This is a genomic window from Streptococcus constellatus (genome assembly GCF_902167705.1).
Classification (GTDB): Bacteria; Bacillota; Bacilli; order Lactobacillales; family Streptococcaceae; genus Streptococcus; species Streptococcus constellatus_A.
This window is the reverse complement of the sequence record NZ_CABHMZ010000027.1, coordinates 39,371-55,648: the sequence shown is the minus strand read 5'-3', so window position 1 is coordinate 55,648 and position 16,278 is coordinate 39,371. Positions and strand designations below refer to the sequence as shown.

Below are 16,278 nucleotides of genomic sequence, written 5' to 3'. Positions count from 1 at the left end.
TAAATTATGAATCCCAATCTGTTTAAAAGTGCAGAATTTTATCATCGAAGATACCACAACTTTGCGACTGTTCTCATTCTGCCTTTGGTATTCTTCGTTCTATTTCTCGTCCTCTTTTCCTTTATTGGGCAAAAAGAAGTGACTGTCAAATCCATTGGCGAAATTACACCAACGAAAGTTATTGCCATGATACAGTCAACCAGTGACAATACGGTTCTGACCAATCAGTTAGCTGAAAATAAGACCGTCACCAAAGGAGAGTTGTTGGTTCAATATACAAAAAATATGGAAGATTCCCAGCAAACAGCCATTGAAACGCAGCTTGCCACTTACCAGCGCCAAAAAGCAGACTTGGAGAGACTCAAATCTAGTTTGCACCAGGGGACAAATCTTTTCACAGACAACGATGAGTTTGGCTATGCCAATACATTTAACAATTTTATCAAACAATCACAAGATTTAACTCTCGGTATTTCAAAAAATAATTCCGAAGTTAGCAAGCAAGTGTCTTTAACCAATCATACGATTGCTGCTATTGATCAGCAAATGAGCGAATTAACAAAACAAATCAATGACTATCATGAACTGTATAATGCCATTTCTAGCAACGCTTCAAATTTGCCAAAAAGCAATCCTCATCAAGCAACCTTTAACCTATATAAAAATGAATATCAAGTAAATCCTGATACGTCGACTACTAATCAGTACTTAGCTCAAATTGATACAAAGATATCCAGTCTAAATTCTTCCATCGCTAATCTAAAGATTCAAAAAGCTGGTACTGGAACTGCAACGACCTATGACAATAGCCTTTCGACTAAGATTGAGGTACTTCGCACACAATTTATCCAAACAGCAGACCAACAGTTAGCAAGTCTTACGACACAAATTACTGATTTGCAAAATCAATTGAACCAAGCAACTGCTCAGCTTCAAAATAATCAACTAACTGCTCCCAAAGCAGGAATTCTTCATATCAGCAGTGCGCTCAAAGGGAAATCTTTACTACCCAAAGGAACGGAAATTGCTCAGATTTATCCAGATATTACGAAAACAAAAGAAGTTCTTATCACCTTTTACGTTCCTTCAGCCTATATGACCAATTTAAAAAAGGGACAAACTTCCCGACTTACCTTAGAAAAAATTGGAAATCAGACAGTCACTATAATCGGTAAAATTAACAGCATTGATACTTCTGCTACTGAAACAAAACAGGGAAATCTATTTAAAATTACTGCAAAAGCCTCCGTATCTAAAAAAGATAGCCAAATCTTGAAGTACGGTTTGCAAGGACGAGTAACGAATGTCATTGCGAAAAAATCATTCTTTCATTACTACAAAGATAAACTGTTAAACAACGTTGAATGACTGTTTAAGGATTTTACTCATCAGAAGATTATCTTATATGATAAGATATTTTACAAGGAGGAAAAATGATTATTGTCGGAGAAAATATTGATTATGAGCTATTATTTAAAAATCACTATCTCGTTTTTGGCGTGATTGACAGAACAAACGATCATTCTCTGAAATTCCTCAAACAACAAATCTGGTTTTATTTGGAAGGAATTTATAGGTAATTTTACTATAACAGAAAAAAACGAACCTAATCAGATTCGTTTTTTCTATCTCATTGCACACCTCATTTTGCTGCTGCGTACAATTCATTAACCTTATTCCAGTTGATGACTGAGAAGAATGCTTTGATGTAATCTGGACGAACATTGCGGTACTTCACATAATAAGCATGTTCCCAAACATCAATTCCTAAAATTGGCGTCTTCCCTTCAGAGATTGGTGTGTCTTGATTAGCAGTTGAAGTCACTTCTAATTTGCCATCTTTATTGACCACCAGCCAAGCCCAACCTGAACCAAAGCGACTTGTCGCAGCTGTTGTAAATGCTGCTTTAAAGTCATCAAATGAACCAAATGTTGCTTCAAGGTCTGCTGCCAATGCTGCTGACGGCTCTGTCTTTTCTGGTGTCATCAATTCCCAGAAAAGAGCATGGTTGAGATGACCACCACCGTTATTGATAACAGCTTGACGAATATCTGCTGGAATAGTTTCCACATCTGACAAAAGTTGCTCCAAATCCTCACCGATTTCAGGGTGTTTTGCCAGAGCTGCATTTACATTATTGACATAAGTATTGTGGTGTTTGTCATGATGCAAGTGCATCGTTTCTTCATCAATATATGGTTCCAAAGCGTCGTAAGCATAAGGTAGATCAGGTAAAATAATTGCCATTGGTTTGTTCCCCTTTTTCAGTTTATATGAAAATGATAACGTAGAGCTACAAAATTTTCAACTTATTTGCTTATAAGTTGTGGGTAGCAATCTTTAACAAAGCCAAGTCAAATAAGTAACTTTTCTCGTAAATTCCCGACTTAATTTGATAATCTGTTTCAATCAAGCAAGCAAGTACTTTTTTTAGAAAATCAAGCTGTAAAGATCGCACATCACGTAAGGCATATTTGATTTGAAAAGGATTCACCTTTCGTCCTAAATAACTGGACAAATCTGCTACAATCTGACTTTCGTTACGTCCATTTTCAAAGAGGATTTTCACTTGCGTAAATATCCGAAACTGTCCCAGCATAATCGCAATCAGCTTGATTTCGTCTTCACCTTGCAATGTCAAATCGCGCACTAGGCTTCTTGCCGCGTCCACCTTTTGCTGCAAAATCATCTTGGTCAAGTCAAAAATATTATCCTGCAAAGTCATTGGAATCACTTCAGCAATGTCATCACTTGTAATGATGCCATCTTTTTTATAGTCCTTTAAAAAAGCTAGGTTCTTGCTGATTTCACTAAAATCAAAGCCGGATTTGACAAGCAACTCCTCGAAAACCTGCGAACTAAATTCTAATCCTTGTTTTTGAGCCAGCTTACTAAAGTAGGTTCGTAATTCTTGTTCTTTAGGCTCAGTTGCTTCAAACATTTTGCCATCCCGTTTGAGCAGCTTTACAATTCGCCGTTTGCTGTCCAACTTCCCTTCTGCAAAGATGACTAATTTCGTTGTATCTGCAGGATTCTCCAAATATTGCTCAAAAGATTTTAGCTCATCATCCGTCAAATAGCGTTTTTTAGCTGTTGTCACATCCAAAAAATGATCCAAAATGACGATCTTCTCTTCAGAAAAGAAGGGCAAACTCACTAGATCAATCTCCACATCTGGATAAACGGCTTCTTTCATATCAAAATAAGTCATATTTAAATCTGCAGCATCATATTGAACTTGATGTAAAAATTGTGATTTCATCAATTCAAATTGCCCTGTATCATCACCAGTCAAAATTGTCAGATTAGGTAAATTTGTCAGATTTACTGTTTTGATCTCTTCAATCGCTAACACAACGGCCTCCTTTTATGAGGTTTATTTGATTCATATTTTTTATTCTACCAAAAATCTAGGAAGCAAAGCAAATTGGTATCTCAAACCAACTCCGTCCCAGTCGCGTTCTGTTTAATCTTACCAGCCTTCATGAGGCCGCCCAGGGCTTTTTTAAACTGACCCTTGGAAATACCGAAAGTAGCCTTGATATCCTCTGGAGCTGACTTATCATTCAAGGTCATGAAGCCACCGTTAGTCTCCAGATAAGTCAGGATCATCTGAGCATCATTTTCTAGCATTTCAAAAGAGCGGGGCTTGAGCGAAAGGTTCAAAGTCCTATCCACCTCACGAAAACCAATGACACGCACATCCAATACTTGGCCCAGACGCGGCTCAGTATATCGCTCGCTAGGGTGGATAAAGCCCAGCATATTATTCTCTGGCAGATAGACAAAGGTTCCAGATAACTTCAAACGATAAACAATAGCCGGCCAATTTTGATTTTGCATATTATTATAAGCTGGACGAGCTAATTTCTGGAAATCTTCTTGGTAGGCCAAAAGCCCCCAAATGCGATCTTTTTTATCCACATCCAGACGGATATAGAGACGGTCGCCTTTTTTAGGCCAAAGTTCTTTTATTTCCGGCAAAATATCGAGGGACACTACAATTTGCTTATCTGGAAGTCCTGTGTCAACAAAAACACCTAAGTCCTTGCGAACATCCGTCACTGTTCCCCAGCCAAAAGTCGTCTGGGTCGCTGTTACATCAAGAGTCGTCAAGCGAAGTTTCTGCTTCATGTCGCTATAGGCAAAACCCTTGACCGATTCGCCCAGTTGATGCTCTCCCTCTTCTTTTGCTAAAGCATACGTCTGCCCATCTTTTTGAGCAAAGTAAAAACGATCATTTTCATCAGTTACGAGACCTGTTATAAATGTTGCAAGATTTGTATTCATTTTTTATCTTTCTATCGTTTGAAGCAGATATGAAACGTTTCTTCCTACTTCAAAAGAAGAAGCTGGAACAAAAGTGTTCAGCTTCCTTTGTTTATATAGTTATCATTCTAAGACGCAGTGATTTGGAGAAACTCTATTGACTTTAGTCAATAGAGTTTCCCATGCACAATTGATTGGCATTTTAGTGCCTAATCAATCACTGCTGAGTGGGCTCTAACTCGTTGAACAATCAACTTTTTCAGCCCTACTCAACTTTGCAGAGGTGGGACGACGAAATCAAGTTTCTAGGAAACGACTGATTTCTGTCCCAGTCTCTTTGTTTTCTATTTTTTACTACATAGAGAGAAAAGCTTACACTTCAATCAATTCTTTTTCCTTGCTGGCAGTCATATCATCAATATGCTTAACTGCTTCATCTGTTACTTTTTGAATATCTTTTTCAAGTGTTTTCAATTCATCTTCAGTAATTTCTTTTGCTTTTTCTTGCTTTTTAGCTTCATCCATAGCATCGCGGCGGATATTACGAATAGCAATTTTAGCATTTTCGCCAACTTTCTTCACTTCCTTAGCAAGATCACGACGAGTTTCTTCTGTCAAAGCGGGAATGACTAAACGAATAACCGTACCATCGCTTGCAGGGGTAATACCAAGATCAGAAGCGTTGAGTGCGCGCTCAATATCTTTGATAGAAGATTTGTCAAACGGTGTCACCAAAAGGACGCGCGCTTCAGGAATCGTGATAGACGCGATTTGATTGAGTGGAGTTTCTACTCCATAATACTCAACTGAAATCCGATCCAAAAGGCTGGCATTGGCACGACCAGCACGAATGCTACCAAATTCACGCGCCAAGCTTTGGTGTGATTGTGTCATTCTTTCTTTCGCTTTTTCTACAATTGCATTTACCATAAATTATTCCTCTTCTTTTTCTACATTATTTGAAACGGTTGTTCCGATTTGCTCACCAAAGACAACGCGTTTGATATTACCAGGTTCGTTCATATTAAAGACAACAAGGTCAATGTCATTATCCATTGAAAGAGTTGAAGCTGTTGAATCCATGATACGAAGGCCTTTGTTAATCACGTCACGGTGGGTTAATTCATCAAATTTCACCGCAGTCTTATCTTTCTTCGGATCAGCATTATAAACACCGTCTACACCATTTTTTGCCATCAGAATCGCATCAGCTTCAATCTCAGCCGCGCGAAGGGCAGCTGTTGTATCTGTTGAGAAGTAGGGAGAACCAACTCCAGCACCGAAGATAACGATACGTCCTTTTTCCAAGTGTCGCAGAGCGCGTCCACGAATATAAGGTTCTGCTACTTGTTGCATAGCAATCGCTGTTTGTACGCGCGTATCCACCCCCACTTGTTGAAGTGAATCAGCCATAACCAGAGCATTCATGACTGTTCCTAACATTCCTGTGTAGTCAGCCTGCACACGATCCATTCCTGCTTCTGCCGCAGGCTCTCCACGCCAGAGATTCCCACCGCCGATAACAAGGGCAATTTCAATACCCAAATCATGTACTTCCTTGATTTCCTCTGCCATTTTTTGAACGGTTGAAATGTTAATTCCAATCCCTTTCTCACCAGCAAGAGCTTCACCTGATAATTTGATTAAAATACGTTTATATTTCGGGGCTACCATTTTTATTCTCCTTATTTTATCTGTACTATTTTACCATATTTTGAGATTTTTATATAGTCAAATTCTTTAAAAAATAAAAATTTCGATAAAAGGAAGAAGATGGTTTGCTGTGCTATTTGAGTAACCAGCTATGGTGTCGTTCATTTATTATGCAACGAATATTGAAATCAGAAACTTTTGTCTCAACTTCTTTGCCGTTTGTTTAATGTGTAAAAATCAGAATCTAAGCTAAATAATCTAATAAAACCTGAGTGAAATCACTCGTTGAAAGTGCAGAAACACCTTCTATCTGATTAGCAAAATCATCTGTCATCTTTTGAAGTGCTAACGCTTTTTCAATCGCTTTTATAATAATTTGCGCAGCTTCAGACCACCCAATGTAATCAAACATCATGCAGGCAGACAACAAAAGCGAACAAGGATTTGCTTTATTTTGATCTGCGATATCAGGAGCCGTTCCATGCGTTGCTTCAAAGATAGAATGACCTGTTTCATAATTGATATTAGCTCCAGGAGCAATACCAATGCCACCGACTTGAGCAGCCAGCGCATCACTAACATAATCTCCATTCAAATTTGTCAAAGCTACTACTTGAAATTTTTCAGGATTTAATAGAATTTGTTGTAAAAAATTATCTGCAATCACATCTGTCACAATCAATTTTCCAACTGCTAATTCCTTTGCAAACTCCTTCTCTGCAAGCTCATAGCCCCATTTTCTGAAACCACCTTCTGTAAATTTTTGGATATTCCCTTTATGAACCAGAGTTACGTTTTTTACATTGGCAGATAGAGCATACTGAATCGCTGCTCGAATCAACCGTTCACTTCCTTCACGTGAAATTGGTTTAATGCCAATAGCACTCGTCTTCGGAAAACGAATTTTATCAATTCCCATTTCCTCTTGCAAAAATTGTATCACTTTTTGAGCCTCATTAGACTCACTTTCCCATTCGATTCCTGCGTAAATATCTTCGGTATTTTCACGAAAAATGGTCATATCCGTCTTTTCGGGATGTCGTAGTGGGCTAGGAACGCCCGCAAAATACCGTACAGGACGTACACAAGCGTAGAGATCTAGTTCTTGACGCAAGGCAACATTTAAAGAACGAATACCTCCACCAACAGGAGTTGTAAGAGGGCCTTTAATAGCAACTAAATGATGCTGGATTGTCGTTAAAGTCTCTTCTGGCAACCATTCTCCTGTCAAACGAAAGGCTTTTTCTCCCGCCAATATCTCTTTCCAAAAAATCTTTCTACTGTTTCCATAAGTTATCTCTACTGCTTTATCCAAGACAAGCTGTGCATTTTTCCAAATGTCATGCCCAATTCCATCACCTTCGATATAAGGGACAATGGGATTATCCGGAACTAGCAACTTCTTATTCACAAGACGAATTCTTTCTGCCATTTTATCTCCTCCCAATAGGAATATAATTTAAATTTTGAGCGCCAACATAATGAGAGCGAGGTCTAATCAACTTATTATTTTTGCGTTGCTCTTGAATGTGAGCAATCCAGCCAGACACCCGACTCATTGCAAAAATCAATGTATAAATACTACTGTCAATACCTAAAACATGATAAACCGTTGCTGAGTAAAAATCTACATTCGGTATTAAATGCTTAGTGTTCTTCATATAACGTTCGATTTCTTCTGAAATCTGGTACCAAATTTCTTTTTCTGTTCCCTTTGTCAATTCCTCTGCCATTTCTCGCAAATATTTTTCACGAGGATCCTGTGTTTTATAAACACGATGACCAAAGCCCATGATTTTTTCATGTGAAGCTAATTTTCGATCCAAATATGCATTCGTATCACCCTCTGCTTTAATTTCCTTTAACATGTCAAAGACGCATTCATTGGCTCCTCCATGAAGTGAACCTTTTAAAGCGCCGATTGCCGCCGTCACACAAGAATAAATATCGGTTAAAGTGGAAGCACAGACCCGCGCTGCAAAAGTTGAAGCATTTAGCTCGTGATCTGCATGAAGAACCAAAGCACGATTGAAAGCTCGAATTTCTAATTCTGTTGGTTCCTGCCCATTTAACATATATAAAAAGTTCGCTGCAAATCCTAAATCTTTTCTCGGTTCAATCGGAGTTTGCCCCGATCTCAACCTTGTAAATGTTGCAATAATCGTTGGAATCTTAGCCATCAATTGAATACTTTGTTCATAAGTTGCTTCTAGAGACGTCTCTTCAGCATGGATATTATAGACTCCTAAAAGACTAACTGTAGAACGTAATACACTCATTGGATGCAGATGCTTGCGCGACTGGATGAGAATACATTGTTCCACCGCATCACTAATGGCATAGTTGGCACGTAAATCGTTCACAAAATGTTTCAATTCAATCTGAGTTGGCAAATGCAAATTCCAAAGTAGGTAAATGACTTCTTCAAAACTTGCATTATTCTCCATAAATTCTGAAATATTATAGCCTGCATAAGAAAGAGTATCATCTATAATCTGACTGATACGAGTCTCACAGGCAATCGTATCTTTTAAACCGTTGCTTTGTGTCATTGTTTTACCTCTTGCAATTTCTTTCTAACCACCATTGGTAAAATTCCCCCATTTTCATAATAACGAATATCCGCGTCTGCATCAAAACGAAGACGTGCTTTAAATCGTGTGATTTGATCGCCTTCTTTTGCAATAACCGTTATGACTTGCCCTACCTGTGGCTCCTTCGGCAATTGAATATCAAACGTTTCTTTTCCAGTTAATCCAAGATTTTGAGCATTTTCACCGTCCAAATATTGAAGAGGCAGAATGCCCATCATGACTAAATTGGAGCGATGAATTCTTTCAAAACTTTCAGCTAAAACCACTTTAACACCCAAAAGATTTGCTCCTTTAGCTGCCCAATCACGACTAGAACCCATACCATAATCTCGACCTGCCAAAATAATCGTATCCACTTTTTCTTTCTTATAACACATAGCAGCTTCATAAATCGGCATCAGTTCACCTTTATACTTTGTATAACCACCAAGTTTTCCAGCTGCTAGTTCATTTTTTATCCGAATATTGGCAAAGGTGCCTCTCATCATTACTTCATGATTCCCGCGACGACTACCATAAGAATTAAAGTCTTGATAGCTTACACCATGTTCCTCTAGATATAATGCTGCTGGACTATTTCTAGCAATATTTCCTGCTGGAGAAATATGATCTGTCGTAATCGTATCTCCAAATTTTGCTAAAACAGCTAGATTTTTCAACGATTGAATGCTTGTATCATCTTCCAAGCTATCAAAGTAAGGAGGATTTTGTATATAAGTAGAAGCTTGATTCCAATGATAGATTTTCGATTTTGTCGTTGGAATTTGATTCCATTTTTCACTATCAGTAAAAACATGCTCATACTCTTTTTTAAACAGGTTACAAGTAACATACTTTCGAACATAGTCTGCTACCAAGTCATGATTTGGCATAAGATCCATGAAGTAAACAGGTAGCCCATTTCTATCATATCCAAGCGGTTCACTTGTTAAATCAATATTTGTATTCCCAGCTAAAGCATAAGCGACCACCAGTGGCGGACTAGCTAAAAAATTTGCTTTAACCAAAGGATTGATTCGTCCTTCAAAATTCCGATTACCTGATAGGACAGCACTAGCAAGTAAATCCGTATCCGTAATTGCTTTTGCCACTTCTGGTAACAAATTTCCAGAATTGCCAATGCAAGTGGTGCAGCCATATCCAACAATATTAAAACCTAATTTGTCCAGATAGACTTGGAGACCACTCTCCTTCAAATAAGCCGTAACAACCTTACTGCCTGGTGCAAGTGGCGTTTTGACTGTCTTTGAAACACGCAATCCTTTTTCCACAGCACGTTTAGCTACTAAGCCTGCCGCCATTAGGACATACGGGTTGGAAGTATTAGTACAACTAGTGATTGCTGCAATAGCGACATGACCCGTTTTAATTTCTTCTTCATAATCGTCAAATAATACCGTCGCTGTTTTCCTCAATTCCTCTCTTGGCAAACCAAAACCTCGAACACCAGCTTCTCGGATAAGACTCGCTTGAAATTCTTGCTTAGCATTTGTCAATTCAATTAAATCCTGTGGCCGTTTGGGACCAGAAATACTTGGAACAATGGTGGACAAATCAATCTCAACAATTTTTGAATAAATTGGCTCCACATTTTCATCATAAAATAGATGATTCTTTTGAGCATAGAGCTTCGTTAACGCAATATGTTTTTCTTTTCGGTTTGTTAGTCGCATATAGCGAAGTGTCTCTTCATCAATAGGAAAGTAACCGCAAGTTGCCCCATATTCTGGCGCCATATTTGCAACTGTTGCGCGGTCTGCCAAGCTAAGTGTTGCTAGTCCTTTCCCAAAGTATTCCACAAATTTTCCAACTACATTTTCTTGTCGCAATCGTTGCGTTACTTTTAAAGCTAAGTCTGTTGCCGTTGCAATCTTAGGCAATTTCCCAACTAAGCGTACACCAATCACTTCTGGAACCGGAAAATAGGAGGCTTCTCCCAACATAGCAGCTTCTGCTTCAATTCCTCCAACTCCCCAGCCAAGAACCCCTATTCCGTTGATCATTGTTGTATGACTGTCTGTTCCAAACATTGAATCTGGATAAAGCATACCGTCTTTTTCAATAACAACATCACTAAGGAATTCAATATTAACTTGGTGAATAATCCCAGTTGCAGGTGGAACTGCACGATAATTATCAAAAGATCGCTCAGCCCATTTCAAAAATTCATACCGCTCATTATTACGTGAAAATTCTTTTGTTATATTTTCTTCCAAAGCAGTCTCACAGCCATAACAATCAACTTGCACACTATGGTCAATGACTAAATCCACAGGAATTTCAGGATTGATAAGTTCTGGGTCTCCCCCATTTGTTACAACTGCATCGCGCATACTTGCCAAGTCAACAACAACTGGTACTCCCGTAAAATCCTGTAAAATAACACGACTTGGTTTAAAGGGCACTTCACCTTTCGGTTTAACAGCTTGATAGTGCATTAGATTCTCTATGTGATGTTTTCTTACAGCATCACCATCTTCTTTTCGCAAAAGACTTTCTAATAACATGCGAATAGAATAAGGAAGACTGTTTATGTTTCCACCCATATCTAATGCCGCTTTTTCGAGATCAATATAGCTATATTCTCGCTTATCTTGATATAATATAGATTTATATGTTAGCATGAGAAACCTCCCATTAGGAATAATTATTTTATATTATACAATTTTACGAAAATTCATGCAATAGTTTTTTGAAAAATATGTCAGAAAATATAACATAAAAATATTTTTATGTTATATATGTATCCCCCTGCAAACTTTCTTCCAAATATAAAAAGCGATGAGTTTCATCACTCCACCGCTATTCGTTTCGTACAAATGAAAAACTCCATCCGAAGATAGAGTTTTAGATTCTAAATTAAAGTGAGTTGACATCAACCTTAATACCTACACCTTGAGTAGTTGTAATAGTAAGATTGGTCATGTAAGTTCCTTTTACTGTAGCCGGTTTAGCTTTGGCAATCACATCGTGGAATGCTTTGAAGTTTTCAACCAACTTATCAGCATCAAATGAAACTTTACCAATGATAGCTTGTACGTTACCTGCACGGTCTGCACGGTAAGTAATTTTACCACCTTTAGACTCTTCAACTGCTTTTGCAACATCCATTGTTACAGTACCAGTTTTAGGGTTTGGCATCAAGTTACGTGGTCCAAGAACACGTCCAAGACGTCCAACAAGTGCCATCATATCAGGTGTAGCAATTACGATATCAAAGTCAAGCCAACCACCGTTGATTTTTGCAACGAGGTCATCTTCACCAACGAAATCTGCACCAGCAGCTTTTGCTTCTTCTGCTTTTGCACCACGCGCGAAAACAAGCACGCGTGAAGTTTTACCAGTTCCGTTTGGAAGAACCATTGCACCACGGATTTGTTGATCTGCTTTTTTCACGTCAATGTTCAAGTTATAAGCAACTTCTACAGTTGCGTCAAATTTTGCAAAGTTTGTTTCTTTTGCAAGTGCTACAGCTTCTTCTACACTGTATGCTTTTGTGCTGTCGATTTTTTCAAGAGCAGCACGAAGTTGTTTGCTTTTTTTAGCCATTTTCTATTCTCCTTGTAAGTGGTTCAATCGATTTTCATCTCCCACGTCCTTCTCGAAATGATGAAGTCTTGCGGGTTTGGGTGTTATTGATTAGTCAACAACAGTGAATCCCATAGAACGAGCAGTACCTTCGATCATACGCATTGCAGACTCAAGGTTTGCAGCGTTCAAATCTGGCATCTTAGTTTCAGCAATTTCTTGTACTTGTGCACGAGTAACTGTTGCAACTTTTGTTTTGTTTGGTGTACCTGATCCCTTTTCAACACCTGCAGCTTTTTTCAAAAGAACAGCAGCTGGTGGTGTCTTTGTTACGAAAGTAAATGATTTGTCTTCATATACTGAGATAACAACTGGGATAATCATGCCAGCTTGATCAGCTGTACGAGCGTTGAACTCTTTCGTGAATCCCATGATGTTGATACCGGCTTGACCAAGCGCAGGACCAACTGGTGGAGCTGGAGTAGCTTTACCAGCAGGGATTTGCAATTTTACAAGTTTTTCGACTTTTTTAGCCATTTTTAAATCCTCCTTTGTGGTTTTGGCGGTAATGTAAGATTTTTACCTCCCACAAGTATGCTTTTCGCATACTCATCTATTATACACCAATCTTTGTAAAATGCAAGACAAAACTGCGGATTTCCTCTTCTTTTTTATATTTTTTATGGTAAAATATTTGTATGACATTATTAAAAATAGCTTCTGTTTTATTTATCTTTTTAACTATTATTTTAACCATTATTATCACAAAATTATTCCGCCTGAAACGATTTGGTTTGAATTTTGCAGATTTAGCTTTTCCGCTTCTCGTGTTAGAGTTCTATCTCATCTCAGATAAGGCTTTCTATCACAGCTTGTTGCCAGAATTAGCTTTAGCTCTTTCTGCTTTAGCAATTGCTATCACCGTCTATTTCCTTAAAGTCAGACGCAGCTTTTACTATCCTAAATTTTTAAAATTCTTCTGGCGAGCTGGCTTTATTTTGACCTTCTTTCTCTATCTCGCTATGGTGATTGGTTTATTCTTATCAAAATAATGAAAATGGGAGTGAGACATAACTAAAATGTTTAGTTTCTAGTCTCATTCCCTGAAAAACTAATTAGCTACTCTTTCAAACTAAAAACAACCGAAGAATGATTTCCTTCGCAAGCCTTATCTCTAACTTTGAGCAATCAAATACTGCGTTGTTGCTTTATTACATAGTATACTTTGAAGCTGGATACTTTCGTCCCAGCTTCTTTTATTTTTTAGCCACTTGGTATCTTATCAAAACTTTATCAAACCTTGCAAATAGTTTATTGGTAACATATTGAAACAGTCTCATGAGCGATTCTAGCATCAATGAGAGAATGATTGTGAGGATAATGGTGATAGGTGAGATTTTAGATAAAGAAAAGATAGAGTGAAATAAAATCCCTGAAACAATCAACCCAATCATGTTGAAGAGCAGCACAGTGGTTTTCATCCGATTGAGCGGTTGAATAAGTTTTATGATAATAATAAATCCAACTACAGCCAATAAGATAATAGAAGATGTTGCAACTTCTTGTGTAGATAATCGAAAAATTCGACCACAGAGCATGACAATCAAAACCGCTAGTAAATCAACAAGAGCTGCGGGTATGGCATTCTGCAAAACCGTTCTAATAAAACGACCACGAATGCGTTGCTTGTTTGGCTCTAAGGCTAACATAAATCCCGGAATACCAATCGTAAAGGCACTAATCAAAGAAACTTGCGAAGCCTGCAAAGGATAGGTAAAGGCAAACAAACTGGACAAAATAGCTAGTGAAATGGAAAAAATATTTTTTACAAGAAACAAACTAGCAGAGCGCTGAATATTATTGACAACTCTGCGTCCCTCTGTCACAATATGTGGCATATGTGAAAAATCAGAATCCAGCAAAACAACTTGTGCAATTTGCTTTGTAGCATTATTGCCGGATTCCATAGCAATACTGCAATTTGCAGTTTTCATGGCTAAGATATCATTTACACCGTCCCCTGTCATTGCAACTTTATGTTGGTTAGCTTGAAGAGCTTGAACCAGTTTTTGTTTTTGTTGAGGGGTTACTCGGCCAAAGACTGTATATTTTTCAACTGCTTGAGCAATTTTTTCATCAGTATCTAACCTTTGTGCATCTATATAATTCTCTGCATGAGGAATCTCTGCTTTGGCAGCAACTGCCGCAACTGTGACAGGATTGTCTCCTGAGATAACTTTAACTTCCACACCCTGAAGAGCAAAATAGGAAAAGGTTTCAGCAGCATTTTCTCGAATTGGGTTTTCTAATAAGATGAAGAGCAGCGGTTCTACTGTTTGAGTCAAATCACCCGTAACTAACGGCTCTTTTGATTCAGCAAAAACAAGAACTCGCGTTCCACTTTCTGCATATTTTTGAATATAGCTGCGATATTCTTCCAGTTTTTCTTTTAATACAAATTCTGGGGCACCTAAAATAAAATTGCCCTCTTTAAAAGAAATTGCTCCAAACTTGGTTTTTGAACTAAACGGAAAGATTGACAATACTGTCCAAGACTCTTCGACTATTTCTGACTCAAAAAAATCTCGGATCGCTACAATTGTTTCATTTTCATCTGGACTTACTGCTAAATAGTGTTTAAGAGCTTCTTGCGAGATTTGTTCATTTTGATGAACAGATCGAACTTGTGTGACTTTCATCGTATTTTCTGTAATGGTCCCCGTTTTATCCACACACAAAATATCCACACGAGAAAGAGATTCTATCCCTTTCATGCTATTTAACAAAACTTTCTGTCTTGCTAAACTAACTGCTCCCAAAGCTAGCGCTAAAGTCATCAGAAGATAAAGCCCTTCTGGAATCATACCAATAATCGCCCCTACTGTCGAAACAATACTAACTTGAAAACTTTCATGATTGGTCACATAACTTTGGAAAAATAAGATAAGTCCTAAAGGAATAATCAAAAATCCAATCGCCTTAACCAAATTATTGACCGACCGTACCATTTCAGATTCTTCTTTTCCAGATACTTCTTTGGCCTTCAATGTTAGCTGATTGATGTAAGAATCATCGCCCACCTTTTCTAAGCAAGCATACGCTTTGCCAGATACAACAAAGCTACCTGACATGACGGTATCATTCACTTTTTTTGCAATTTCATCTGCTTCACCGGTTAATTGTGATTCATTGACTTTCAAATCACCTGATACAAGCCTAGCGTCTGCATAAATTTGGTCACCGGCAGAAAAAAGAACAAGATCATCTTGTACTAGGTCTTTCGTGTCTAGCTGAACTTCTTTTCCATCTCGTATGGCAATTGCTATATTGTGATGAAGTAACTGCATTTTACTCAATGTTTTTCTAGCTCTTAATTCTTGAACAATCCCAATAAGAGAATTGATAATAACGATAGGTAGAAAAAGCAGATTATTCCACGATTGTACAATAATTAATAACACAGCAAGTACAAAAAATATGAAATTAAAATAAGTGAAAACATTTGACTGGATGATTTGCCAAATTGTCTTTTCCGTACTAACTGTTACTTTATTTACTAAGCCTTTTTGAATTCGTTCTTCAACTTCTTTTTGACTAAGACCTATGTATATATCCTTTGACATATAGCCTCCATTCACGAGTTATACTATTATTCTATCAAAAAAGTTATATTTGGATTGTAGAAAAGTCATAAAACTGGAAAACATGAGATTTTCTGTACCTTTTCTACATAACTTTCAAAAATCGATTAAAGAAACTCACTGTAATTTCTACAGTAGATAAAAACACATTAGAGCTTATGAAACTTTTTGAATGTACACCATATGAACTATACAACCAAATTCTAATTGAAAAGAATCATAACAATCCTTACTCCCAAAATGAATCTTTAGAATCTTTTTATATGAAATCAGGTTAGGAAGATAAAGTAAACATATATCAGTTAAAACAGAAAGGAAAAATCGCTTCATCTTTACCTAAAATTATAAAGAGAATGATATCAATACTGACATGATAGAATCTTTCTTGAGTATTCTGAAAGTAAAAATATTTTAGGGGCTTCAGTAAACCTTTCATTCTCTGAGTAGCTTAAGACAATTATCAATTATACCCACTATTATAATAAAGCAAAACTAAAAAGACTGAACTCTGTCCAATACAGAACTCAATCCTTTCACTAATAGTCCAACTAACCCGTACATTATTATACTTTGAAACTTTGCTATTTAGTTG

Annotated in this window: 15 protein-coding genes; 4 read left to right on the top strand and 11 right to left on the bottom strand. The window is 37.5% G+C overall.

Translation table 11 applies throughout. The features are described 5' to 3' along the window. Positions 1-6 precede the first annotated feature (6 nt). Entirely contained in the window at positions 7-1,368 is a 1,362-nt protein-coding gene (locus FQ204_RS08415; RefSeq protein ID WP_144210616.1) for a bacteriocin secretion accessory protein, read from the top strand. Positions 1,369-1,433: 65 nt separating this feature from the next. After that, positions 1,434-1,580: a hypothetical protein gene (locus FQ204_RS10540; RefSeq protein WP_186286735.1), complete on the top strand. Its 147-nt coding sequence runs from the start codon at positions 1,434-1,436 to the stop codon at positions 1,578-1,580. A gap of 62 nt (positions 1,581-1,642) precedes the next feature. Here the strand turns inward: FQ204_RS10540 and FQ204_RS08410 are convergent, their stop codons facing one another. The 10 genes from FQ204_RS08410 to rplK all read right to left on the bottom strand — a co-directional run bounded on the left by FQ204_RS08410 (position 1,643) and on the right by rplK (position 12,582). Further along, on the bottom strand, positions 1,643-2,248 hold the full coding sequence (locus tag FQ204_RS08410; protein ID WP_144210614.1) for a superoxide dismutase: 606 nt from the start codon (positions 2,246-2,248) through the stop codon (positions 1,643-1,645). 70 nt (positions 2,249-2,318) lie between these two features. Beyond that, on the bottom strand, positions 2,319-3,356 hold the full coding sequence (gene holA / locus FQ204_RS08405) for a DNA polymerase III subunit delta (protein ID WP_144210612.1): 1,038 nt from the start codon (positions 3,354-3,356) through the stop codon (positions 2,319-2,321). A gap of 80 nt (positions 3,357-3,436) precedes the next feature. Beyond that, the gene (gene cvfB, locus FQ204_RS08400; protein ID WP_144210610.1) at positions 3,437-4,291 is read right to left on the bottom strand and encodes an RNA-binding virulence regulatory protein CvfB; all 855 of its coding nucleotides are present in this window, start codon (positions 4,289-4,291) and stop codon (positions 3,437-3,439) included. Between the two features lie 351 nt (positions 4,292-4,642). After that, entirely contained in the window at positions 4,643-5,200 is a 558-nt protein-coding gene (gene frr, locus FQ204_RS08395; RefSeq protein ID WP_144210608.1) for a ribosome recycling factor, read from the bottom strand. Positions 5,201-5,203: 3 nt separating this feature from the next. Further along, the gene (pyrH, locus tag FQ204_RS08390) at positions 5,204-5,944 is read right to left on the bottom strand and encodes a UMP kinase (RefSeq protein ID WP_003025453.1); all 741 of its coding nucleotides are present in this window, start codon (positions 5,942-5,944) and stop codon (positions 5,204-5,206) included. A 223-nt stretch (positions 5,945-6,167) separates the two neighbouring features. Then, positions 6,168-7,370, bottom strand: a complete 1,203-nt coding sequence (gene icd, locus FQ204_RS08385) for an NADP-dependent isocitrate dehydrogenase (protein WP_186286738.1) — start codon at positions 7,368-7,370, stop codon at positions 6,168-6,170. Continuing rightward, on the bottom strand, positions 7,357-8,475 hold the full coding sequence (locus tag FQ204_RS08380) for a citrate synthase (protein WP_144210604.1): 1,119 nt from the start codon (positions 8,473-8,475) through the stop codon (positions 7,357-7,359). Before FQ204_RS08380 ends, icd begins: the two co-directional genes overlap by 14 nt. Then, entirely contained in the window at positions 8,472-11,141 is a 2,670-nt protein-coding gene (gene acnA, locus FQ204_RS08375) for an aconitate hydratase AcnA (protein WP_144210601.1), read from the bottom strand. Before acnA ends, FQ204_RS08380 begins: the two co-directional genes overlap by 4 nt. Before the next feature lie 235 nt (positions 11,142-11,376). Continuing rightward, on the bottom strand, positions 11,377-12,066 hold the full coding sequence (gene rplA / locus FQ204_RS08370) for a 50S ribosomal protein L1 (RefSeq protein WP_144210599.1): 690 nt from the start codon (positions 12,064-12,066) through the stop codon (positions 11,377-11,379). Positions 12,067-12,156: 90 nt separating this feature from the next. Further along, positions 12,157-12,582: a 50S ribosomal protein L11 gene (gene rplK, locus FQ204_RS08365; RefSeq protein ID WP_003025466.1), complete on the bottom strand. Its 426-nt coding sequence runs from the start codon at positions 12,580-12,582 to the stop codon at positions 12,157-12,159. Positions 12,583-12,743: 161 nt separating this feature from the next. Between rplK and FQ204_RS08360 the strand changes: the two genes are divergently transcribed. Next, positions 12,744-13,097 (top strand): DUF3397 family protein, encoded by a 354-nt coding sequence (locus FQ204_RS08360; protein ID WP_144210597.1) that lies wholly within the window; start codon positions 12,744-12,746, stop codon positions 13,095-13,097. Positions 13,098-13,301: 204 nt separating this feature from the next. Here the strand turns inward: FQ204_RS08360 and FQ204_RS08355 are convergent, their stop codons facing one another. Continuing rightward, entirely contained in the window at positions 13,302-15,668 is a 2,367-nt protein-coding gene (locus FQ204_RS08355; protein ID WP_144210595.1) for a cation-translocating P-type ATPase, read from the bottom strand. Between the two features lie 474 nt (positions 15,669-16,142). On the opposite strand from FQ204_RS08355, the gene FQ204_RS10785 reads away from it, so the two are divergent. Next, entirely contained in the window at positions 16,143-16,226 is an 84-nt protein-coding gene (locus tag FQ204_RS10785; RefSeq protein WP_144210647.1) for an IS3 family transposase, read from the top strand. The last annotated feature ends 52 nt before the right edge of the window (positions 16,227-16,278 follow it).

Excerpts from the sequence above, each read along its gene's own strand:
- FQ204_RS08415 (WP_144210616.1), top strand. The coding sequence starts at position 7 with ATGAATCCCAATCTGTTTAAAAGTGCAGAATTTTATCATCGAAGATAC.
- FQ204_RS10540 (WP_186286735.1), top strand. The coding sequence starts at position 1,434 with ATGATTATTGTCGGAGAAAATATTGATTATGAGCTATTATTTAAAAAT.
- FQ204_RS08410 (WP_144210614.1), bottom strand. The coding sequence starts at position 2,248 with ATGGCAATTATTTTACCTGATCTACCTTATGCTTACGACGCTTTGGAA.
- cvfB (WP_144210610.1), bottom strand. The coding sequence starts at position 4,291 with ATGAATACAAATCTTGCAACATTTATAACAGGTCTCGTAACTGATGAA.
- frr (WP_144210608.1), bottom strand. The coding sequence starts at position 5,200 with ATGGTAAATGCAATTGTAGAAAAAGCGAAAGAAAGAATGACACAATCA.
- pyrH (WP_003025453.1), bottom strand. The coding sequence starts at position 5,944 with ATGGTAGCCCCGAAATATAAACGTATTTTAATCAAATTATCAGGTGAA.
- FQ204_RS08380 (WP_144210604.1), bottom strand. The coding sequence starts at position 8,475 with ATGACACAAAGCAACGGTTTAAAAGATACGATTGCCTGTGAGACTCGT.
- acnA (WP_144210601.1), bottom strand. The coding sequence starts at position 11,141 with ATGCTAACATATAAATCTATATTATATCAAGATAAGCGAGAATATAGC.
- rplA (WP_144210599.1), bottom strand. The coding sequence starts at position 12,066 with ATGGCTAAAAAAAGCAAACAACTTCGTGCTGCTCTTGAAAAAATCGAC.
- rplK (WP_003025466.1), bottom strand. The coding sequence starts at position 12,582 with ATGGCTAAAAAAGTCGAAAAACTTGTAAAATTGCAAATCCCTGCTGGT.
- FQ204_RS08360 (WP_144210597.1), top strand. The coding sequence starts at position 12,744 with ATGACATTATTAAAAATAGCTTCTGTTTTATTTATCTTTTTAACTATT.
- FQ204_RS08355 (WP_144210595.1), bottom strand. The coding sequence starts at position 15,668 with ATGTCAAAGGATATATACATAGGTCTTAGTCAAAAAGAAGTTGAAGAA.